This is a genomic window from Streptomyces gamaensis (assembly GCF_042656465.1).
Lineage (GTDB): Bacteria > Actinomycetota > Actinomycetes > Streptomycetales > Streptomycetaceae > Streptomyces > Streptomyces gamaensis.
Genome location: NZ_JBHSPB010000030.1, coordinates 1 through 21,190, shown reverse-complemented (window position 1 = coordinate 21,190; position 21,190 = coordinate 1). Strand labels below are relative to the sequence as shown.

Annotated in this window: 16 protein-coding genes; 10 read left to right on the top strand and 6 right to left on the bottom strand. The window is 67.6% G+C overall.

Annotated features, from left to right (window positions below; all coding sequences use genetic code 11):
* Nucleotides 1–284: 284 nt before the first annotated feature.
* Nucleotides 285–869, bottom strand: a complete 585-nt coding sequence (locus ACFP1Z_RS30880; protein ID WP_390321030.1) for a TerD family protein — start codon at nucleotides 867–869, stop codon at nucleotides 285–287.
* A 379-nt stretch (nucleotides 870–1,248) separates the two neighbouring features.
* Entirely contained in the window at nucleotides 1,249–1,677 is a 429-nt protein-coding gene (locus tag ACFP1Z_RS30875) for a DUF6924 domain-containing protein (protein WP_390321029.1), read from the bottom strand.
* Nucleotides 1,678–1,846: 169 nt separating this feature from the next.
* On the opposite strand from ACFP1Z_RS30875, the gene ACFP1Z_RS30870 reads away from it, so the two are divergent.
* Complete coding sequence (locus ACFP1Z_RS30870) at nucleotides 1,847–2,086, top strand: hypothetical protein (RefSeq protein WP_390321028.1); 240 nt, start codon at nucleotides 1,847–1,849, stop codon at nucleotides 2,084–2,086.
* A gap of 596 nt (nucleotides 2,087–2,682) precedes the next feature.
* Here ACFP1Z_RS30870 and ACFP1Z_RS30865 read toward each other — a convergent pair.
* A complete protein-coding gene (locus ACFP1Z_RS30865) occupies nucleotides 2,683–4,722 on the bottom strand; it encodes an ATP-binding protein (protein WP_465269296.1) in 2,040 nt (679 codons plus the stop codon).
* Nucleotides 4,723–4,896: 174 nt separating this feature from the next.
* Complete coding sequence (locus tag ACFP1Z_RS30860; RefSeq protein ID WP_390321026.1) at nucleotides 4,897–5,112, bottom strand: helix-turn-helix domain-containing protein; 216 nt, start codon at nucleotides 5,110–5,112, stop codon at nucleotides 4,897–4,899.
* Between the two features lie 910 nt (nucleotides 5,113–6,022).
* On the opposite strand from ACFP1Z_RS30860, the gene ACFP1Z_RS30855 reads away from it, so the two are divergent.
* The 5 genes from ACFP1Z_RS30855 to ACFP1Z_RS30835 all read left to right on the top strand — a co-directional run bounded on the left by ACFP1Z_RS30855 (nucleotide 6,023) and on the right by ACFP1Z_RS30835 (nucleotide 14,097).
* Nucleotides 6,023–6,217 (top strand): hypothetical protein, encoded by a 195-nt coding sequence (locus tag ACFP1Z_RS30855; RefSeq protein ID WP_390321025.1) that lies wholly within the window; start codon nucleotides 6,023–6,025, stop codon nucleotides 6,215–6,217.
* A 758-nt stretch (nucleotides 6,218–6,975) separates the two neighbouring features.
* A complete protein-coding gene (locus tag ACFP1Z_RS30850; protein ID WP_390321024.1) occupies nucleotides 6,976–7,470 on the top strand; it encodes an RICIN domain-containing protein in 495 nt (164 codons plus the stop codon).
* Nucleotides 7,467–7,997: an RICIN domain-containing protein gene (locus ACFP1Z_RS30845; RefSeq protein WP_390321023.1), complete on the top strand. Its 531-nt coding sequence runs from the start codon at nucleotides 7,467–7,469 to the stop codon at nucleotides 7,995–7,997. Before ACFP1Z_RS30850 ends, ACFP1Z_RS30845 begins: the two co-directional genes overlap by 4 nt.
* Nucleotides 7,998–8,111: 114 nt before the next feature.
* Entirely contained in the window at nucleotides 8,112–11,480 is a 3,369-nt protein-coding gene (locus ACFP1Z_RS30840; RefSeq protein WP_390321022.1) for an RICIN domain-containing protein, read from the top strand.
* A gap of 1,393 nt (nucleotides 11,481–12,873) precedes the next feature.
* Entirely contained in the window at nucleotides 12,874–14,097 is a 1,224-nt protein-coding gene (locus tag ACFP1Z_RS30835) for a Vps62-related protein (protein WP_390321021.1), read from the top strand.
* 244 nt (nucleotides 14,098–14,341) lie between these two features.
* Here ACFP1Z_RS30835 and ACFP1Z_RS30830 read toward each other — a convergent pair whose 3' ends face one another.
* Nucleotides 14,342–15,796 (bottom strand): ATP-binding protein, encoded by a 1,455-nt coding sequence (locus tag ACFP1Z_RS30830; RefSeq protein ID WP_390321020.1) that lies wholly within the window; start codon nucleotides 15,794–15,796, stop codon nucleotides 14,342–14,344.
* Nucleotides 15,789–16,481, bottom strand: coding sequence for a response regulator transcription factor (locus ACFP1Z_RS30825; RefSeq protein ID WP_390321019.1), 693 nt, complete (start codon nucleotides 16,479–16,481; stop codon nucleotides 15,789–15,791). The genes ACFP1Z_RS30830 and ACFP1Z_RS30825 overlap by 8 nt, the downstream gene beginning before the upstream one ends.
* A gap of 190 nt (nucleotides 16,482–16,671) precedes the next feature.
* On the opposite strand from ACFP1Z_RS30825, the gene ACFP1Z_RS30820 reads away from it, so the two are divergent.
* From ACFP1Z_RS30820 to ACFP1Z_RS30805, 4 genes are all read left to right on the top strand, one after another.
* Complete coding sequence (locus ACFP1Z_RS30820; protein WP_390321018.1) at nucleotides 16,672–18,090, top strand: peptidoglycan-binding protein; 1,419 nt, start codon at nucleotides 16,672–16,674, stop codon at nucleotides 18,088–18,090.
* A complete protein-coding gene (locus ACFP1Z_RS30815) occupies nucleotides 18,087–18,884 on the top strand; it encodes an ABC transporter ATP-binding protein (RefSeq protein ID WP_390321017.1) in 798 nt (265 codons plus the stop codon). Before ACFP1Z_RS30820 ends, ACFP1Z_RS30815 begins: the two co-directional genes overlap by 4 nt.
* Before the next feature lie 14 nt (nucleotides 18,885–18,898).
* Nucleotides 18,899–20,155, top strand: coding sequence for an ABC transporter permease (locus tag ACFP1Z_RS30810; RefSeq protein ID WP_390321016.1), 1,257 nt, complete (start codon nucleotides 18,899–18,901; stop codon nucleotides 20,153–20,155).
* A gap of 119 nt (nucleotides 20,156–20,274) precedes the next feature.
* On the top strand, nucleotides 20,275–20,940 hold the full coding sequence (locus tag ACFP1Z_RS30805) for a hypothetical protein (protein ID WP_390321015.1): 666 nt from the start codon (nucleotides 20,275–20,277) through the stop codon (nucleotides 20,938–20,940).
* Nucleotides 20,941–21,190: the final 250 nt, after the last annotated feature.

Genomic DNA, 21,190 nt, shown 5'->3' with positions numbered 1-21,190 from the left:
CGTGCGGCGTCGGCTCGGCCAGCGACCAGCGTTCTTCGGTGGCTGTCGCCCTCAACAACCAAGATCAGTCGTTGACTCGACAGACCCCACCACGCGCATCCCGGCTCGGCCACCCCCGGAAGCCGACCCACACGCCCCCCCCGGAACCGCCACTCAGCCCCGGCCGGTGTCCAAGTCGCCCCCGAAAACCAGAAGATCCCGTCCAATCGGTTCGATCGGACGGGATCCCGGAAACCGAACCTGAGAGATCTCAAGTACGGCCCTGAAGGGGCGGAGGCCGTGCTCTACTTGCTGATCGCGAAGCGCATGAGGGCGTGCTCGTCACCCTGACTGATCTTCCCGGTCTCGTTGATCACCTGGAGTTTCCAGCCCGTGCCGACCCGGATCGCCTTGGCCACGGCACAGCCGTTGTCGTTGGTGAGCAGAGACGGCCAGATATCGGCGACCTGCTGGCTGCTCCCGCCCGTCGCGTCGTACACCTTGAAGCTGATGTTGCGCGCGTTCTGGAAGGAGCTGCCCTTCTTGTACGCGGCGGCGACGAAGACGATGGCGGTGATGTTCGGGGGAATCGTGGCGAACTCGACGGTCACTGTCTCGTCGTCGCCGTCACCGTGCCCCGTCTGGTTGTCGCCGCTGTGCAGCAAGGAGCCGTTGCCCATCGGGTCCAGGGAATCGAGGCCCGCGAGGCGGACCGGGTCCTGTCCCTGCAGGGCGATCGCGATCAGATCCAGGTCGGTGCCGGTCTTCCGCTTGAATTTACCCATCAGGCCGCCTCTGCTGCCCGCGGTGGGGTCCCAGGAGACTCCGATGGACATGTGGGTCACCCCGTCCAGGTCCGCCGGCCCGTCGTCCTTGGTAAGCGTAATCATGCACTGTCCTCGTGATTGGCGGGATATCTGCACTGAAGTGTGCCTGAGGCGTGATCATTTCTGCACGCGGGGTGTCGAGGAGGTCAGGCTACGAGGCGCTGATGCGAGGCGTTGATACGCCGCCCGGTTACCCACACGGCGTCAGGAAGACCCGGTACGGGCGGTTCTGTGTCAACGGCCTCGCTTGCCATCGCTGCCGTCGACCACCCCTTGGTGCGCACCGCGTGTGCACCGGCCGGTACGCACCCCGCGCCGTGCCGTGCGCACCGTCCCCGGTGGGGCACCGGACGGGGTGCACCACCGGGCGGGTAGGGGGGAGTGTGGCGCATCGTGCCCTGTGCCTGATCTCGGTGCGCTCTTCGGTGTACACCGGCGAGCTTCAGAAGCCGCGGAAGACGCCGTCGTGGTCGGTCGCGTCGGCGAAGTCCGCGAATTCCATGTTGCCGATGGACAGGTTGTTCTCGATACCCCAGAGTTCGGCGGCGATGACGCGGACCGTGCGGCCGGGCTCGTCCCACAGGTCGATGCACAGCAGGGACATCTCGGACGATGCGACAGCGGCGTCGTCCACCACTACGAGAAGCGAGCACCGCGGCTTGTCGGGTATCAGTGCGAGGACCTGCTCCGGCGTCAGGCCCCGGAGACCAGGTTCCTCGAAGTACTCCACGGCCGCCAGGAAGCCGTCGCTGCTCGGTGTCCCGATGGTGCGGCGGACCTTTTTCCATGCGTCGTCGTCGGCGGTGGTGCGCAGGACCGCGGCCCACTCGTTGGTCGGCGCGTCCGCCAGGGGCAGCTTCTCGTTCGGCATGGCCGTCACCTTCGCATGCTGGTCCGACACCCGGCCGACCCGTGCGCCGCGGCGTGCGGCCGGTCCAGCTGACCGAACCGGCCTCCGGCCGGAGAACCGAGGATCCGATGACCGCCACCACCCCGCCCGAGCAGCCCCGTCCGGCTGCGATCAGGCTGGGCTCGCGTTGGTGGTCGGCTACCGCGCGGTCGCGGCCGCCGAGCAGTCGGGGAGCGCGGTCGTCGTGGCGTCCGCGGCCCGGCACCTGGAGGATGCGATGACCCACCACGGCCAGGCCCCGGCCGCCGTCGTGTTTGCTGCGGCCACCGCCCGGCGCCTTCAGGACGGCCTGCTGGAGCGTTGTCCTGACGTCCTGTTGGTTCGGGCCACGCTGGTTTCGATCACTTCTTGCGCCAGCGTTTATCAATGAGTTTCGGCGTCAGTATCCGGTCGACACGGCTTCGCGGATCGTCAGGAGTCGTGAAGGCACCTGCTCATTCGGGCAAGTCGGGTCGGTTGGGTGGCGACAGGGCTGTCACAAGCTTCGAAGATCGCTTGACCTTGCCCAGGAGGGAGAGACGACAGTGTCTGAGCCGATCGCGTGAGCGGGCGGTCTCTGTCCGCTGGTCAAGCCGGCCCCAGGCTGCGGACACCGTTGAAGGGGCCGTTCCTGCCCACTGGGATCGGTCCCCTTGCCATGCCCGGCCTCCCCAGTCCGACGATCTCCCGGAGTATGGGTGGGAGTACGGCAGCATGGGCAGAGCGGTGCGCCTGTACCGGTCTGTTGTGCTCCGAAAGCCAACGAACGGCCACCAAGTCCGCACCCCGGCTCCAGCACAGATCGTGCCCTGTGTTACGAGATCACAGGTGGAGGGCGCGGGGCCCAGGGAGTCTGTTCATGGGTTGTCCCAGCCGCGTCGTCCGGGCTGCTGGATCGTGGGTCGCGGGGCCCCGGCGGCGTTCAGCACCAAAATATCCGGCCTGCAGACCAGTTGAAGGAGTCGTTCGCGGCGCATCCTTTTGTGATCAAGAGTGTGACGTGGTGTCGGGCCGGTTGGCGAGGAGCTGCCGGATGGCATCGCTTTCTTGTGCGCCGAGGTTTTCGTAGAGGGTCAGGGCTTCCCGCCAGTGTTCCTGGGCTTGGACGGTTTGCCCAATTTCGTTGAGGGTGTGTCCCAGGGTGGTCAGGGCGTTGGCGCGTTCGTGTGTGCTGCTGTGGGCGGGCATGGTGGCCAGGGACTGTTCGGCGTGGTGGTGGGCCTGGTGCGGGTGTCCTGCGGCGAGGAGGGCTCGGGCGAGTTGACGGTGTGTTCTGCTTGTCCACCAGTGCTGGCGGGTTGTGCGGTAGAGGTCGAGAGCTTCGGTGAGGTCCTGCACGGCCTGGTCGTGATGTCCGGCCGCAGTGAGGGCTGTTCCTCGTATGTACAGGCCACCGGACACGTACCGGGCTGCTCCGGCTTTACGGACGATGGTCAGTGCTTCCGTGGCGAGTTCAACGGCGTCGCGGGTGTGGCCGGCCTCCAGCTCGACGCGGGAGAGGTTGGCCCTGGCGATGGCCTCGCCCAGCGCGTTGTTCTCGGCGCGGAAAGTCTCCAGGGCACGTGTCAGGGCGGTGCGGGCCTGCGTGAAATCCTGCCGGTAGAACGTTATGACACCAAGGACGTTGGACGCGTTGGCGCAGACCAGACGGTCGCCGGCAGCAGAACCGAGGGCTATGGCGGTGCGGGCGTGTTCTTCAGCCCGCTCCAGCTCCCGGTCCGAGGCGTAGTTCATGGCCAGGACGCGATGGACGCGGGCTTCGGCTCCGATATCCCCTTCCCTGCGTGAGGCTTCCAGCGCTGCGGTGGCCACGTTCCGGTAGAGGCCGTGCTCGATCCCGGACTCGGACAGGTCGCTGACTGCTGTCAGCAGGTCTACCGAGCGCTGTAGCGTGTCGCCGCCGGCGAGCTGGCGGGCACAGGCCAGCAGGCCGGGGGCTTCGGTGAAGAGCCAGTCGAGTGCCGAGGCGCTGTCCTCAAAATGCAGACCGGACCCCGGTGCGGGCTGTGTCAGGCCGGGTACGAAGGGAGGCTGCGACGGGTCGGTCAGCCGGTCTCCGGGCCGCAGGAGCTGGTGATACCGGATGGCGGTGGCGAGTGAGAAGTCGAGGAGCCGGGACATGGCAGCCTGGCGTTCTTGTGGTGTCTCGTCCTGCTCGGCCCGGTCATGCGCGTACAGGCGCAGCAGATCGTGGAATCGGTACCGGCCGGGCACGGGTGCTTCCAGCAGCGAGGCGTCCACGAGGGCGTCGAGGAGACGCTCGGCGGTATCCATGCCCGTGTCCAGCAGGGCGGCCGCGGCGCCGAGCGAGAGGCTGGGGCCGTCCGGCAGGCTCAGCAGGCGGAAAGCACGGGCGTGCTGGGGGACCAGGCGGCCGTAGCTGAGATCGAAGGCTGCTCTCACCGCCACGTCCCCGACGTGCAGTTCGTCCAGACGGCGGTGTTCGGCTGCGAGCTTGCGGGCCAGAAGGGAGACGGGCCATGCGCGCCGGGCTGCCAGACGGCAGGCGGCGACACGGACGGCCAGGGGCAGCAGACCGCATGCCTGCACCACGGCAGCGGCCGCGTCGCGCTCGGCTTCCACGCGTTCCTCTCCGCAGACGCCGGCGAACAGGTCCAGGGCCTCCTCGCACGTCATGACATCGAGGTCGACAAGGTGAACGTTGGGCACGTCGAACAGCCGGTTGCGGCTGGTGATCAGCACGCCGCACCCGGCCGTAGCAGGAAGCAGCGGCTGGACCTGGGCCGCATCCCGCGCATCGTCGAGGACAACCAGCACCTCGCGGTCGGCAAGCAGGGAGCGGTACAGAGCCGACCGGTCTTGCGTGGCTTCGGGGATCGCCGGTCCGTCCACCCCCAGCGCCCGTAAGAACGAGCCCAGGACGTCACCCGGTTCTGCCGGCAGGGACCATGCCCCCTGGAGTGAGGCATACAGCTGTCCGTCCGGGAAGCGGTGGCGGACACGGTGCCCCACGTGAACAGCGATGGAAGTCTTGCCCGTGCCTCCCGCCCCGGCGACCGCCAGCACCGTTGGCGCCTCGTTCCGGCACTGCGTCAGCCGACCCTCCAGTTCGCCTACCAATGCTGTGCGTCCGGTGAAATCCGTTACATCGGCGGGAAGTTGCGCCGGTCTGCCGAGCCGGATGGCTTTGTTTCTGTGAGGCATCACGTGTCCGGGCCATGGAGTTGCCAGCCTGCGGCTTCACGGACTGGAGTGGAGATGTTGTCTTGTCGGCGGCTTCTCACCGTTTTCGACCTTGCTCAAATACCCCTTGGTGCCGAAGGTCATCCGGGCCGGCTCGTTCAGCGAGACACCGCATTGCTGCCGCAACGTGCGTAACCGTGTAGCGGCATCAGCCGCTCCCGGGCCGGAAGCAGGGTCTGCGGACTCGCAAGCCCTCGGCTGCCTGGCGTCCATGAACGATGACCTTTCCCGGCACCGCTGGAGATCGACAGCCTGGGCGCGTCACACCAGCCGGCCTGCGACGCCGAAGTTGCCGTTCGAGGAAGCGGCCCTTGACACAGAGATCCTTCCAGCCAGGTACTCCCTCCTCAACGGCGTAATCAGGCCGTTGACCGCTGCCCGTTGTGCCGGGGCGCATTCCGGCAGTTCATCGCCGGCTTCCCGGTTGACTCCTGGCGGAGGTCAATCGGGAAACTCTCGCGAACCTCGTCGGAACTGGGCTGAACTTGTTGGCGTTTCTCTGGACCCTCCGGCTTGGAGGGTACGTAGATCCGGGCAACCGGAGGGGGTCTCATGGGAGGGCACGAGTGATCAAGCCGTCACGCTGCACGAGTTGACTCCGCGGGGCGGAGGCGGCGCCAGAGTGGGTCGTGGCAGGGGGCGAGACGGATGCGGCGGACACGGGTCGGGGCCTCCCCACCGCAGGGCCACAGGGCTGTGGGTGCGACTCTTTTGTAGGGAGCGTTGACCTGCGTGGTTGCTGACCGGGGGTTGGTTCCCCTCGGGTTCCGGGGGTGGTGTTGTGGTTGGAGGAGGTCGAGCGGTGCGGTCGCGGGCACGGTGATGCGGCCGGTGTTGTGAGATGACGCGGGGAAGGAGTCCCGATTGATCACGGATCCGGTGATCATCCGGATTGGCCGGGTTGTGCAGCTGAGCCACGGCGGCGAGCGGGAGGCCGCTCGCCTCCAGTTCGCGGAGATCTGGGACGAGATCGGGGGTGAGCGGGGGGATCCTCTGCAGTGTTGCACGCTCGCGCATGCGATGGCTGATGTGCAGGACGACGTGCACGAGGAGCTGGTCTGGGACCAGCGAGCGCTGGCGGCTGTCGGCCGGATCACCGGTGTGCGGGTCGCGGAGGCCGGGGGTGTCGCTTCCGGTGGCCGGGCTGTACCCCTCGCTGCACCTGAACTTGAGCGAGTGCTATCGCAAGCTGGGCGATCTCGATCGTGCTCGTGAGCATCTCCAGCGCGCGCAGGAAACGATCGACGCGCTCGGCGATGACGAGTACGGGCAGCTGATCAGGAAGGGCCTGGAGGAGGCGGCTGAACGGCTGCGCTGACCTGGCATCGGTGACCGCAGAACCAAACGGTCGGGTAGCCCGAGGGCGAGATTCCCTCGGGCTGCCCGACCATCTGGAAATGGGGGTGCGCGGCCCACCGGTGAACGTCAGCCGCGCCCGGACTGTTCTGCGCCCAGACGCAGCCCAACTCCGCGGGTGCGGCGAGTTTGTCGGCTGGCGGCGACATCCTTGTCAGCGCGATCACGCGGCCCCGCGTCCGCGCCGGCACCTGCTCGCGTCCGCGCCGGCGGGGCCAGCCCTCCAGACCGGCCAACTCCCGCTCGCATAGCTGACCTTGCAGCGGTCCACCGTCCGCGCCGAGATCCCGGGCAACTCGGCTATGTCCTTCCGTCGCCGTCTCTCGTCGGACCACAGCACAATCCGCGCACGCAGAGCCGCATCAGCCGCAACACAGTGATAGGTAAGCAACTCCCGCAAAACTTCCCTCTGTTCAGAGGCGAGACGGAGGTTCATGCCAGGCCTAACGAGTCAGACGGCCTCAAGTGACAGCACAGGGATCACGCGGCACGAGTGGATCAGCGACGAAGGCGAAGGCGCCACGACCTGGATTGCCTCCGCGTCGCCCGGACTTGCACCCACACCGCCGCCCGCACCGGCACGCTGCCGCACGACACCGGCATACCCGTGAGCAGCATGTGCCGACACGCGTCCTAAACTCCTGTCGTGCCGAGTTCGCGATCTTGTAAAGGAAAGCTGTGAAGACACACATACGCGCGGGCAGGGTGGCCGCGGTTGCGGTGGCAGCCGTCGCTGGCACACTCGTTGTGGCCCCGAACGCCTCGGCCGACACCGGCTACGGCAAGACCATCGAGGCCGTCGCTTCGCCCGGCAAGTGCCTGGACGTGCGCGGCGGCGACCTGAGCAACGGTACGTCTGTGGAGCTGTTCGACTGCCACGGCGGCTGGAACCAGAAGTGGGATGTCGACTTCCCCGAGGGCCAGGTGCGCCTCTCCGGCACCAACAAGTGCCTCGATCTGCCGCAGTGGAAGAGCTACAACGGCTCGAAGTTGGAGATCTGGGACTGCAACGGGGGCGGAAACCAGTACTGGCGAACCACTCTCGCCCAGTTCGGTAGACCGGGCGCGGAGAACGACTACACCGTCGCGAACAGAAGCATGGTGGGTAGCTGGCGGTGCGCGGACAAGACCGACGGCCAGAGCTGGAACGGAAACCCGATCCAGGTCTGGGACTGCGACAACAACAACGCGAACCAGCAGTGGAGAATCCGGTGAAGCTCACTTCTCTCGCGGCTCAGTTCGGCGCCGCCGCGGCATCCGTGGTCCTGACCACCATCGGCCTGAGCGCGACGGCCTCCGCCGCGCCGCCGCCCGCCGACTTCCCGGTGGAGGTACGGCTGGCCGACACCAACAAGTGCCTTGACGTGCCGGGCGCGAACGCCTACGACGGGGCCCCGGCCACGATCTACGACTGCAACGGGACCTCCGCCCAGACGTGGATGCTGCAGTCGCTCAACTCGGACTCCAGCCACTTCGTCCTGAAGAACTGGGGCAAGTGCCTCGATGTTCCGTGGGCGAACAGCTACAACGGCGCCCAGCTTCAGGTCGCGCCCTGCAACTACAGCACGGCCCAGCAGTTTTGGGGCTACGCCCTGGGCTTCGTCGACCGCCTGAACAACAGCATCGGCGACGCCACGCGGTGCGTTGACTCCCCGAACGGGAATCTCAACAACGGAACCCGTGTGCAGCTGTGGGACTGCCACGGGGGCCTCAACCAGAAGTGGGAGATCCGCCGCCGCTGAAGGGGCACCGCCCTCTTTCTGCCCGCTGGCTCTGGCGCCTGAGCCAATGAAGATCACCGACGGGTTCCGTGCCGTATGCCAGAGCCGGCCGCACGAAGAAAAGGAACCATCCTGATGAAATCTGGAATACTCAGAGGATATTTACCGGGCAAGATGCTGGTCTCCCTCCTGATGGCGCTCTCGATCACCACTGGGCTACTGGGGGCGGCAGGGCCTGCAGCACATGCGGCCGATAACGCGGCCGATAACGACATAAATCTTGACCTGGACAATGCGGACGATGACGCCTATAAGAAGTTCATCGAAGCCATCCGGGAAAAGGTCGGCACAGGGAAGAGCCCGAATCCGGCTCATTCGAATGTGCTGTGGACCGGTCGCAGCAACGCCGACGAAGTGTTCCCTGTGACCCTGACCACCGACAATTCCGAGGTACGGGTCTTCATCCGGGCGTCCGATGTCTATGTCATCGGCTATTCGTCCGGCGGAGATTACTACGCGTTCGATGAAGACGGAATGCGGGATCGTCAGCTCGACGGCGTCCGCCCCGTGACTCTTCCCTTTTCCGGTCAGTACACGCAACTGGTGCGTGCCACTGGTCCTGAGGACGGGAGGCGGTCCATGCCAAACGTGCCGATAACGCGAGGATCGATTGCCGGCGCGGTACAGGTGCTCGACAGGGAAGATCCCGTCACCGGCAGATGGGCCGTAGCGCGAGCGCTCCAGACCGTGATCGTCACGCTCTCCGAGAGTGCGCGATTCAATGCAATATCCGAAGCAATTCGGCGAAATTGGTTCGGAGAGAGGGCGTTGGAGGGCCTCGCCACCCTTATTAATGACTGGCAGCCGATCTCCAACAGAATCTACGACTGGGAGGCCAGAGGAGAACCTGCCGACGAGCAGATGCGCGTGGGAACCGTCATGGTTCGCCTCACCCAGCTTGCCCGCATGGTGGCTGTCGGTCTGATGGTTCAGTGCGCCGATCGGTCTGGCACCTCCACGAGGCCCAGGACCAGCCGATCAGCCGCAGAATGCTTTGGTCTGGGAAATACCAGCCTGACGCCGCTGACCAACACGCGCAATTCGCATGTGTACTTCTTCAGTGGCGACAAGTACGCGGAGATCGACCCCGCGCCGGGTACCCACGACGACCGCGTGGTCGGCGGGCCCCGCCCGATCGCCGGAAACTGGCCCTCCCTGGACAAGGCAGGCTTCTCCTCCGGGATCGATGCGGCGCTCCCGGTCCCCGGCGCGAAGGGCGATGAGGCATGGGTGTTCGCCGGTGACCAGTACGCGCGTATCAGGTACACCCCGCACAAGACGGACGACAAGATCGTCGTCGGTCCGCTGCCGATCAAGGACAACTGGCCGTCCCTGACCAAGGCCGGTTTCGACTCCGGGGTCGACGCCGTCCTGCCCGTCCCCGGCAGCAGCGGTAAGGAGGCATGGTTCTTCCAGGGGGACCGGTACGTACGCGTCGAACTCGCCGTGGGCAGCAGGCGCGACACCGTCAAGATCGGCCCGCTGCCGATCGCGGGCAACTGGCCGTCGCTGACCCGGGCTGCGCAAGAGGCGGGCGGCAAGGACCACTACGCCGACTTCACCCAGCAGCTGACCGGCGCCATGCCCGTCCCCGATCACCCCGACGACGCGTACTTCTTCTCCGGTAGCCAGTACGTGCGTATCAAGGCCACCCCGGACTCCAAGGGCGACCGCATCGTCATCGGTCCCAAGACCACGGCGCAGGAGTGGCCTTCCCTGGTGGACGCCGGATTCTTCGTGACGAACGGCCGTAGCGGACGGGACGCCGTCGTCAAGAAGGATGTGTTCACGGACGACTTCAATGGTCCGGCCGGTTCCCAACCCGACCCGAAGAACTGGGGCTATGAGATTGGCGGCCATGGGTGGGGCAACAAGGAACGCCAGTACTACACCGACAGCGCGGACAACGCCCACCTCGACGGTGAGGGCCATCTGGTCATCGAGGCCCGTAAGGACAACACCAAGGGTCTGCAGTGCCACTACGGCCCGTGCGAGGTGACCTCGGCCCGGCTCGTCGGAGCGGGCAAGGTCACCACGAAGTACGGTCGCGTCGAAGCGAGAGTCAAAGTGACGGGCGCCAAGGGGGCCTGGCCGGCGTTCTGGATGCTGGGCGACAACATGCCCACCGACGGATGGCCGAAGGCCGGTGAGATCGACATCATGGAGAACATCGGCAACCAGCCCAAACGGCTCATGGGCACCGTCCACGGTCCCGGCTACAACGCGTCCGGCGGCATCGGCGGCGAGTTGATAAGCGACAAGCCGCTCGCTGACGACTTCCACACCTACCGTGTGGACTGGGGCCCGGACCGCCTTACGTGGTACTTCGACGGCAAGCCCTACCTGAGCGTCGGCAAGGAGGACCTGCGCGGCTACAGTTGGGTCTTCGACCACCCCTTCTACCCGATCCTCAACCTCGCCGTCGGCGGTGACCTCGGGGGCACCGTCACTCCGGGCGACTTCCCCACGAAGATGCTCGTGGACTACGTGAAGATCAGCGACCTGGGCGGAGCCAACCCGCCGGAGTCCAATTCGCCTACCACCGGCAAGGGTTGGCGCACCTGGCGGCCCGAGGCCCCGGCCGTCGCCATCCGCAGCACCGCGGACAACACGGTCCTCGACGTGGAGCACGGGTCCCGCGACAAGGGCGCCAAGGTCGTCACCTGGGACTACAACGACGGCGACAACCAGCGGTGGGCCCTGCTCCGGCACGCCTGGGACAACGACTTCATGTACCGCAATCTCGGCTCCCAGCTCGTCCTCGACAAGGACGGCAACGGAACCGGTGTGCTCCAGTGGGACTTCACCGATGCCAACAACCAGGACTGGATCTTCGCCAACGCTTCCGGAGGCGCCGAGGGCGAAGTACAGATCAAGAACGGTGCCAATGACGGATGCCTGACGAACAAGGGGCGCGGCAAGCAGGTCAACACCGAACCCTGCCGGGACGGTGACCGCAATCAGGTCTGGAGGCTCGACGACGTCCACCGCGGACCCGATCTCGGCAAGCCCGTCTGGGAAGACTGGCACATGGAAAGCAACAGCTTGAACATCGAGAGCGTTGTCAACGGCGAGGTCCTGGACGTCTACCAGGGTTCCAAGGGCGAGGCCGCCAAGATCGTCACCTGGAACTCCAACGGGCAGGAGAACCAGAAGTGGAGAATGTACCGGCGCACCACGGAGAACCGGTTCATGTTCCGCAACATCAACTCGGTCCTCGTACTCGACAAGAACCGTTCCGGGAGCCAGGTCGCGCAGTACGAGTTCGGCGGGAGCGCCAACCAGGAATGGACCTTCGAGGACACCGGGGACGGCACTGTCCGCATCCATAACGGCATGGGCGACGGATGCCTGACCAATACCGGTCACGGCAACCAGGTCAGCGTCACACCGTGCAAGAGCGATGACCGCAGTCAGATGTGGCGGCTCAAGGAAAGCGGGTAATACCCGGCACAGCGGGCAGACAGCGGGCCCCGGCGCAGCACCCCGCAGCGCCGGGGCCCGGCCGTACAACGGTCGAGACGCCGCTTCTACGCGCTTTGGTGAGCCGATCGCGGACGCGATGGGGGCTGGTCGGGGCCGCCGCGGAAGGGTGGCCCTGTGCCCGGAGGCGCCCTGCGGGCGGGTGCTGCGGCAGACCGCACCGGCAGGCCTCGGGCATGGAACAGCGCGGGAAGCACCAGCGTCGGATCCCCGGTCCTGCGTACGCCCTCCCACAGCGGCGCGGGCTCGGCGAACGCCTCCCGCAGCGCGGCAGCCGGCAACTGACCACCGTGGTACCGCGGATGCCGGTATCCGGCCGGCCAGGACACATTGCGCCGCTAGACCGGGTCGACAGGCCCGAGCACCCAGTACCGCCAGCCCGCCGCCCTACAGATCTCTCCAACCGCCGCAGCAAGAGACCTCTGACGCCGAGACAGCTCTGCCCTCCCTGTGCAGCCGGCGGGTACTCCCTGGCCGTCGGCCAGCCGGAGCATCAGCTGAGCAGCATGCGCCCGCACCCCGCTCGGCGTATGCCATCGCAGTTCCAGCGGCCGGGCGGCGAGGCCGCTGACGCGCGGGTCGCGGTCAAGCAGCATCACGTGCAGTCGCATCGCTGCGGACCCGTAGTGCACCAGCCAGGCGGCCGGTGTCTCACAGCGCACGGTGTGGTGGTGGCTGGCCCAGGCCCGCAATGGCCAGATCACCTCAGCCTATCGGCGTAGAGGCTTCACGTTCGATGACGTGTTGTGGTCCCGATGGGAGGGACTGGGCGGGAACGTTGCTGCGCTCCACCGCGAGTTGGAGGAAGCCGGTGACACCGCGCCGCTTCAGGGACGGCTTCCTTCGCCGGCACCGCGTCACTCATCGCCGACGGCGTGCGCCTGTACGTGCCGGGCGCGCATGTCGTCTCGACCCGCCAACTCGCGGATGTGACTGGCTCTCGCACACACTCTGGCCGCACAGGGCGTGCTGTGCGTATACGGCGATCCCGGGCAGGGGAAGACGGTTGCGATCCACCAGGCACTGCCTCCCGCGCCGTGTCGCGGTCCATCGCGTGCTGGTGGGGTGAGTGCCTGTTTGCGATGTTGGCGGGCGGAGGCGCCCGTTGTGGGCGGCTGGTTCGTGCTCTGCCGATGCTCGGTGGCCGAGAGTACGGTCTGCCCGGCCGGGATGCGGGCGGGGGCAGGGGGCTTCCGGCGTATCCGGCAGGGAGGGGCTTCTTCGTGATCACGCAGCGGTACGGAGACCTGGAGTTAGGGTTCACCACCTCCTACTCATGGCAGTCCAGGCCCCAGGGGGGACGCAGCCTCCCTGGGCAGACTTCTGGCTCCCGACCCCGCCAACGGGGTGGAAGGTGTTGGGCACGCTCTGGAGCGAGCTGGGTACGGATCCGCGTCAGCGGCTGGGCGCGCTGGTGCTCAAGGACGTGTCCGGCTCCGACCTCCTGCGGCCACCGGTGGACTACGAGCGGGTGTGGACGAGTGCGTATCAAGGGGCCTACACGATCTGGCGCCCCCGTCCGCCCGAGGGCTGTGTGGCCCTGGGCGACTTCTTCCAACTGGGTAGCGGCAAGCCGGAACTGACGGCGGTGACCTGCGTGAAGAAGACTCACCGGGGACACGACTACGTACGCCGTGCCGTGACCGGCCGCGAGAGCCTGCGGGGCATGAACGACGCCTGGTTCGGCATCATGTGCGCGTGGGGTGTGGAGGTGCCGCTTTACCCCAGTGGTGACACCAACGAGCACCTCTACGTGCCGGCGGGCCTGTTCACGGTCGCCCGTGGCATGGACAGGCCGGTCGAGACGGACGTGTCGTGGATCCTGGACCTGCCCGCGGCTGTCGAGAAGGGCCCGGACCCGGAACTGCCCCGGCTGACCTCCCACGACGAGCCGCCTCCGACGACCACGATGGTCACCGACCGCAGGGTGACCGTTCCGTACTCCATGGTCAAGGACGACGGCGTGGACGAACTGTGGAAGATCAGCAACTTGCCGTTCTACAAGATCCAGCGTAACCGCCACTACGAGCTCATCCTGTGGCGCAACAACCGCGACGGATCCGAACCGCAGCCCGACAGCGAGGCGGTCACCACCGGTGTCTCCCGCACACAGGGGGAGAGCTTCAGCCGGACCACGGGCATCACCGTCGGTGTCACCGTGGGCGTCGAGGCCAGCGCGAAGCTCTTCGGTAGTGGAACCACCACCACGGTCCAGACATCGGTCAGCACCACCCTGGAGGTGGGCTACGAACGGCGCTACGACATCACCACCATGGAAGAGAGGACCGTCACACGCACGCTGGTGACCCCACCGCGCAGCAGCGGCGCGCTGTGGATGGAACGCCATGAGCTGCTGCCCATCCGGGCCAACGGCGACCTGCTCAGCCCGACCGCCAAGCTGCCCTTCCGCACCGTCTACTACCACACCGGCCAGTACCCGCCCGCCTCCGAAACCGGTGTTGAGGTCCGCTACGAAGAACTGGACGTCAACGGGGACCCAGTGCCCGAGAACCTCCGCATTGGCATCCCCGCGCAGGACGAGGACGAAGCCAAGCCCGACGAGACCATCACCGCATAGGCTCACCAGCCTTCACGGGCCGCCCGCCCTCTGCCGTGCGGCCCGTGCCCGGAGGAACGGAGCTCCGTCGGCGTGACGACGGCGGTCAGGGCGGCCGGGGTGACGGCCTCGGCGCGCCAGCGGTCGCGGTCGTCGGCCGGCGCCGTGGCGACAGCGACGGCATGCGGGGCGTCTCGGCCATGCGATCGCGCCTTCCGGGGGCGCGGTCACATACCCCTGCCACTCGGACCACGGGCCTGCACGATCATCCGGGCAGGCCCTGTGGCAGGCGGAGGAGGAAGGTGGCGCCGCCTTGGGGGCCGGGGGCGAGCGTTTCGAGGGTGCCGTGGTGGCGGGTGGCGATGTCGCGGGCGATGGCCAGGCCGAGCCCTGATCCGCCGGTGTCGCGGTCGCGGGCTTCGTCGAGGCGGGTGAAGCGTTGGAAGATGCGTTCGCGGTCCGCGGGTGGGATGGGGGAGCCGTCGTTGTGGACCCGGAGGCAGGTGGTGGTGCCGGTCTGGTCGACGGTGACGGTGACGGTGACGGTGGTGCGGGCGTGGCGGAGTGCGTTGTCGAGGAGGTTGCGGAGCAGGCGGTGGAGTTGAAGCGGGTTGCCGCGGACGGGTGCGGTGGGCGGGAGGTGAGGGATGAGGTAGGGGCCGTAGGGGTGGCGCAGGCGCAGTTCATCGGTGAGTTCGCGGGCTGTTCCGGCGAGGTCGACCAGGGCGGCGGGTGGCTGGTGGGCGTGGGGGCGGGTGAGGAAGAGCAGGTCTTCGGTGAGCGCGTGGAGCCGGCGGGTGGCGGTGAGGGATTCGCTGGTGGTCCGGGGCCAGTCGGTGTGCTCGGGGTGGGCGAGGGAGATTTCGAGCCGGGTCCGGAGGGCGGTGAGCGGTGAGCGCAGTTCGTGGGCGGCATCGGCGACGAAGCGGCGCTGCTGTTCTGTGGAGTGCTCCAGGCGGTCGAGGGTGGTGTTGGTGGTGATGGCGAGTCGTTGGATCTCGTCCTTGGCGGGTGGCACGGGTACGCGCCGGGTGAGCTGGTGTTCGCTGATCTCGGCGAGTTCGCTGCGGATGGCGTCGACGGGACGCAGGGCGTGGCGGATCGCGACGTAGGCGGTGGCCGCTACGAGCAGGGCGATCAGTGGTACTCCGGCGAGCAGTGGCCCGTCGAGCCGGTCGACGGCGGCTTGTGCGGTATCGGGCAGGACGAGGACGTAGACGGTCAGGGTCTGCGGCCCGCGGGCGAACATGGTGCGGTCGTGGGGGCCGACGGTGACCGCGGCTCCCACCGCTGTCAAGGTGCGGTGCGCCAGCCGGACGGATGCGGCTGACGGCGGGTTTCCGTTCGGATCGGGCTTCGCTGTGCCGGTGTGGACCGTGACCGTGGCGTTCCAGCTGTTGGAAGCGTCGCGCGGCGCTGGGGGCACTTCGCGTTCGGGGATGTCGAGCCCTTCGCTGCCGTACCCGCTCGTACCGATGTGGCCGTCCCCGGTGATGACGACGTAGGGCCAGTCCAGGTTGGTCGGCGGCTTGTCCACCGAGCGGAGAATCATGTCGTGGGCGACCGTGCGGGCCTGGACCCGGGCTTTGTCCACGGTGCCGGCGTAGGTCGTGGCGTAGAGGTGGCCGCGCAGCCACCAGGCGCCGGCCGAGCAGAGCAGCAGGGCGACCAGGCCCGCGAGCAGCGCGGTGCGGCTGCGGGCGGGGAGGCGGTCAAGCATGCGTGGAGCTGTCGTCGGTGAGGCGGTAGCCGGCCCTGTGCACTGTTTCGATGCTGTGCCGGTCGAAGGGCGCGTCGATTTTGCGGCGCAGGGTGCTGATGTACACCTCGATGATGGAGGTGCCGCCGTCGTAGGCGTGGTCCCAGACTTCGTCGAGGATGTCCTGTTTGGAGATGACCTGGCCGTGATTGCGGGCGAGGCAGGCGAGGACCTTCAGCTCACGGGCGGTCAAGGCGATCTCCTGTTCGCCGCGGCCGCAGCGGTGGGTGCTGGTGTCCAGCCAGAGGTCGCCGGTGCGTAGCAGGCTGCCGGCGGTGGTGTTCTCGCCGCGGCGGCGGATCAGGGCGCGTAGCCGGGCGAGGAGCACGACGTAGGAGAAGGGCTTGGTGAGGTAGTCGTCGGCGCCGGTGTCGAGGCCCTCGGCCTCGTCGTATTCGCCGTCCTTGGCGGTGAGCATCAGGACGGGTGTGGTCACCCCGCTCTTGCGCAGTTCGGCGCAGACCCGGTAGCCGTGCACGCCGGGCAGCATCACGTCGAGGACGATCACCTGGTACGGGTTCTGCTGTGCGAGCTGCAGGCCGGTCAGCCCGTCGGTAACGTGCTCGACCGTATAGCCCTCGCGTCGCAGTCCGTCCCGCAGGGCACTGCCGATCTGCATGTCGTCCTCGATGACCAGGATGTCCATGTGTTCCAGGATCGCAGAATCGAACGGGGTCTCGATCCAGGACCTTAAGCGCGCTTAAGGCCCTTGAAGCGGATTCAAGATCCTTAAGGTCTCTTTGGGGCTCTCCTCCCTAACGTGCGGGCATCGGCCGAAATGCTGGTGATTCATGAACCGGCCGACTCATGAACTGGCCGGAGAACGAGGAGGGTCCGTGAGCGCGGACGAACGGACTGAGGTGCTCCCCACCGTGGAGGCGGACGGCGAACCGGCAACGCCGGTGCCCGGCGAGGGGGCGGGTGACGGGCACGGGCCGCGCCCGGTTTCCCGGAGGAAGTGGCTGATCGGCGCGGTGGTGGTGGGAGGACTCGCGATCACCGCGGGCGGCATCGCCTACACCTGGGTGCATGCGGACTCCGGCGGCCCCGCAGCCACGGGTCCCAGCGGCGGACAGACCATCGCAGTCGAGCGGACGGACCTGAGCCAGCAGAAGTCGATGTCCGGCACCCTCGGGTTCGGCGCCCCGGAAACCGTCAAGGGCCGTGCTTCGGGCACGGTCACCTGGCTGCCGAAGCCGGGCGACACCCTGGACCGAGGCGGCCAGCTGGCCCGGGTCAACGACCAGCCGGTGACTGTCTTCCGAGGAAGCATGCCTCTGTACCGGACGCTCGGCGCTCCGGCACCGCAGGCCGGCGACGGGGGCAGCGGCCCCAGCACGCCGAGCGCTTCTCCGGGCAGTTCTCCCGGCGGCACCACGAAGCCCGGGGCGCATCAGGCCGCGAACCCGACCGGCAAAGGCTCGCCGGGCGGTACCGGTACCGCACCGGGCACGACCGGCTCCGCCCCGACGGGCGGAGACACCACGAGCGACCAGGTTGCCGGCCCCGGCACCAAGGGCGCGGACGTCAAGCTTCTGGAAGAGAATCTCTACGCTCTCGGCTACCACGACTTCGGCCGTCCCGACGACACCCTCACCGACGCCACCGTCACCGCCATCAAGCGCTGGCAAAAGCACATGGGCGTGCAACAGACCGGCCGGGTCGCTCCGGGCGATGTGCAGGTACTGCCGGGCAAGGTGCGGGTCGGTGATGTCAAGGCGCACCTGGGTGACAGCGCGGCGTCGGACCTGATGGTGGTCACAGGCACCGACCGGGTGGTGACCGTGCCGATGTCCGTCAGCGACCTGAGCCTCGCAGGCGACGGCAGCAAGGTCAGCATCACGCTCCCGGGCGGTACGACGGCCAAGGGCGAGGTGGCCTCGGTCGGCACGGTCGCCGGCGGGGCGGCCGGAGGCCAGGGCGGCCCCGGCGACGGCAAGGCCTCTCAGGACGGTGCCACGCAGGAGGCCAAGGTTCCGGTGACCGTCACGCTCGACGATTCCCCGGAAGCGGCCAGACTGGACGGCGCCCAGGTCACGGTCGAGTTCGCCAGTGAAGTCCACAAGGGCGTACTGGCCGTTCCGGTCGGGGCTCTGGTGGCCCTGCGCGAGGGCGGGTACGCCCTGCAACTCCCGGCGGCCGCCGGTGCGAAGCCGCAGCTGGTGCCCGTGACGACCGGCATGTTCGCCAAGGGACTGGTGGAGGTCTCCGGGGCGGACATCAAGGAGGGCATGAAGGTGGTGACCACCACATGAGACCGGAAACACCCGCACCCCGAGCAACTACTGCCCGCACCACCGGGATTCACCGTCCTGCCGGTATCGCCGGAGCCCAGGCACCGGCCCTGGCTCCGCTCCCCGTCCTCGAACTCGACACGGTCTGGAAGAGCTACCCCGGTGGCGTGCACGCCCTGCGTGGCATCTCACTCTCCATTGCCCGGGGAGAACTGCTCGGTATCGTCGGCCCGTCCGGATCGGGCAAGTCCACTCTGCTGCACATCATGGGCATGCTGGACCGTCCTACCGAGGGGCGGGTCCGCATCGACGGCCAGGACATCGCCTCGCTCACCGACCGCGAGCTGTCCGCGTTGCGGGGGCGGACCCTCGGCTTCGTCTTCCAGCAGTTCCACCTCGTCGACGGCATGAGCGCCACGGACAACGTGTCGACCGGGCTCCTCTATGCGGGAGTTGCCAAGCGGCAACGCCGTTCCATGGCTCTTGAAGCGCTGGACCGGGTGGGGCTGGCCGACCGGGCGGACCATCTGCCGCACCAATTGTCCGGCGGCCAGAAGCAGCGTGTGGCCATAGCCCGTGCCCTGGTCACCCAACCTGCGCTCGTCCTTGCCGACGAGCCGACCGGCGCGCTCGACAGCCGTACCGGGGACGCCGTGATGGAGCTGATGCGTGGGCTGCACGCGCAGGGCACCACCATCGCGATCATCACCCATGACCGGGAACTGGCGGCCGTGCTGCCCCGGCAGGTGGAGATCCTCGACGGCCGTGTCCGTCGTGACACCAGGCACCCGACCGAGAACAAGGACGGTCTGTGATCCTCGTTTCCCTCTTGCGCAAACGTCTCCTGCGGCTCCGCCGACGGCCGGCCGGCCGACAGACGCAGCGGTACGTACCCGCCCGGCTCTCCGCCCGCGACGTCCTCGCCCTCGGTGTGCTGCGGTTGCGCGTCCGCCCGATGCGGGCGGCGCTCTCCGCACTCGGCATCTCCATCGGCGTAGCCACCATGATCGTGGTGGTCGGCATTCCCGCGTCCAGCAAGGCGGCCCTCGCCGAGCAGTTGAGCCGGCTCGGCACCAACATGCTCAAGATCAAGGCCGCCGGGGACAAAACCAGTCCGACCCCGCTGCCTGAACAGGCCGACGCCATGATGGCACGCGTCGGTCCGGTCACCTCGGCCGCCGAGATCGGCAAGATGACCGAAGTCTCCATCCGCCGCAACGAGAAAGTGGATCAGGGCGATACCTCCGGCGTCTCCGTCGTCGCCGCACGCGGCGATCTCAAGCACACCTTCGAGGCCGAGGCATGGGCGGGCACACTGCCGGAACAGGGCGCGGGAAAGCTGCCGTCCGTGGTGCTCGGCCCCACCGCCGCCCACAATCTGGGTATCACCAGCCTCGCCCCGCACAACGGCATCGGTCCTCAACTCCTCATCGGTGACAAGTGGTTCACGGTCACCGGGATCCTGCGCTCGATACCGCTGCTGCCCGAGCTGGACTCGGCAGCCATCGTCGGCTGGCAGGCCGCCAAGGACCAACTCGGCTTCGGCGGCCACCCCGACACGGTCTACCTGCGCGCCCGGGAGTCCGCGCTCGACGACGTACGCGCAGTGGCACCGGCCACGGTCAACCCACAACGGCCCGAGGCGGTCACCGTCTCCCGGCCCTCCGACGCCCTGGCCGCCAAGCAGATGACCGAGACCACGTTCTCCTCGCTCTTCCTCGGCCTCGCCGCCGTCGCCCTGCTCGTCGGTGGAGTGGGCGTCGCCAACACCATGATCATTTCTGTGCTGGAGCGCCGCACCGAGATCGGACTGCGCCGCGCCCTGGGCGCCGGACGCGGCCAGATCCGCATCCAGTTCCTCACCGAGTCCGTCGTGCTCTGCCTGCTGGGCGGTGGCGCCGGGGTCCTCCTCGGCACCGCCGGGGTAGCGGGCTGGGCACTCTCCCAGTCCTGGCCCGCCGTACTCCCGCTGCCGGCGGTCTTCGGCGGACTGGGCTCGGCGGTCCTGACCGGCGCTGTCGCCGGCCTCTACCCGGCCGTACGGGCCTCCCGCCTCACCCCCACCGAGGCGCTGGCGAACGCCTGAGACCCGCGCCACAAACCGACGGCCACCCCCTCTCGCCCTCGGCCGTCCGTCCAGTACCTCAGCGCATACGAGCCCGACCCGCCCAACCCGCACGAATAACGAACCGACAGGAGCTGTCGATGTTGCCCACCACCCCTCGCACACGCCGCCGTCACCTCACCGCCGTCTTGCTCGCGACCGCTGCCCTGGGTACGGCGTTGACCGGGTGCGGTGAAAAGGACAGCGGCGACACCAAGGCATCCGACCAGGTCCCCTCGCTCCAGAAGGGGGATGCACCGGGCAGCGCCGCGCCCTCCGCCGCCAAGAAGTACAAGGAAGGCAGCCCCGAACTGAAAAAGGCTCAGGACGCCTTTGGACAGGCATTCAACACCTGCGTGACCCGTACCGCCCAGAAGCTCGGCATCGAGACGCGCGTCCTCACCGAGGGCAAGGACAAAGGCAGCATAGCGCCGAAGGAAGACATGGGGCCCGTCACGTTCAAGGCCAACCATGTGATCGAGGGCAGTGAGCTCGGCAAGAAGTGGTACACCCAGGTGGTGGATCCGTGCAAGAAGGAGGTCCCTGCCCCGCAGGTCGAGGACGACGGGGACAAGGGAAAGGAACTGGCCGAGGCCAAGAAGAAGTACGAGTGCCTCAGCAAAGCCGGCCTCAGCGATCTCCACGAGCCGACTGAAGACAACACGGCGCTCTTCACCTCGGAGGGGATGGCGAAGTACTTCAGCGGGAGCCCCGACCCCAAGAGCAAGGAAATCCTGCAGAAGTGCGGCATCGGCGGCGGCAGCTGAGCCTCGATCCCATCGTCCAGAAGGTCACTCAAAGGCCTGTGAATCCTGGCCGGTTGGCCACCGGACGCCAGATCGGTCCCCCCGGCGTACCCCACGGGATGTCGATGCCTGTCCGGACGCACCGGGGGGTGCCTCTATGTCCTTCGTCAAGCGAAGCGAGGCGTTCGGGGTTCGTAGAAGGTGCCGTCGCGGAGCATCGCGAACAGCACGTTGATGCGTTGCCGGGCCAGGCGGAGAAGTGCCTGGGTAT

Coding starts and splice junctions, on each gene's coding strand:
- ACFP1Z_RS30880 (WP_390321030.1), bottom strand. CDS start 869: ATGATTACGCTTACCAAGGACGACGGGCCGGCGGACCTGGACGGGGTG.
- ACFP1Z_RS30875 (WP_390321029.1), bottom strand. CDS start 1,677: ATGCCGAACGAGAAGCTGCCCCTGGCGGACGCGCCGACCAACGAGTGG.
- ACFP1Z_RS30860 (WP_390321026.1), bottom strand. CDS start 5,112: ATGGACGCCAGGCAGCCGAGGGCTTGCGAGTCCGCAGACCCTGCTTCC.
- ACFP1Z_RS30840 (WP_390321022.1), top strand. CDS start 8,112: ATGAAATCTGGAATACTCAGAGGATATTTACCGGGCAAGATGCTGGTC.
- ACFP1Z_RS30830 (WP_390321020.1), bottom strand. CDS start 15,796: ATGCTTGACCGCCTCCCCGCCCGCAGCCGCACCGCGCTGCTCGCGGGC.
- ACFP1Z_RS30825 (WP_390321019.1), bottom strand. CDS start 16,481: ATGGACATCCTGGTCATCGAGGACGACATGCAGATCGGCAGTGCCCTG.
- ACFP1Z_RS30815 (WP_390321017.1), top strand. CDS start 18,087: ATGAGACCGGAAACACCCGCACCCCGAGCAACTACTGCCCGCACCACC.
- ACFP1Z_RS30805 (WP_390321015.1), top strand. CDS start 20,275: ATGTTGCCCACCACCCCTCGCACACGCCGCCGTCACCTCACCGCCGTC.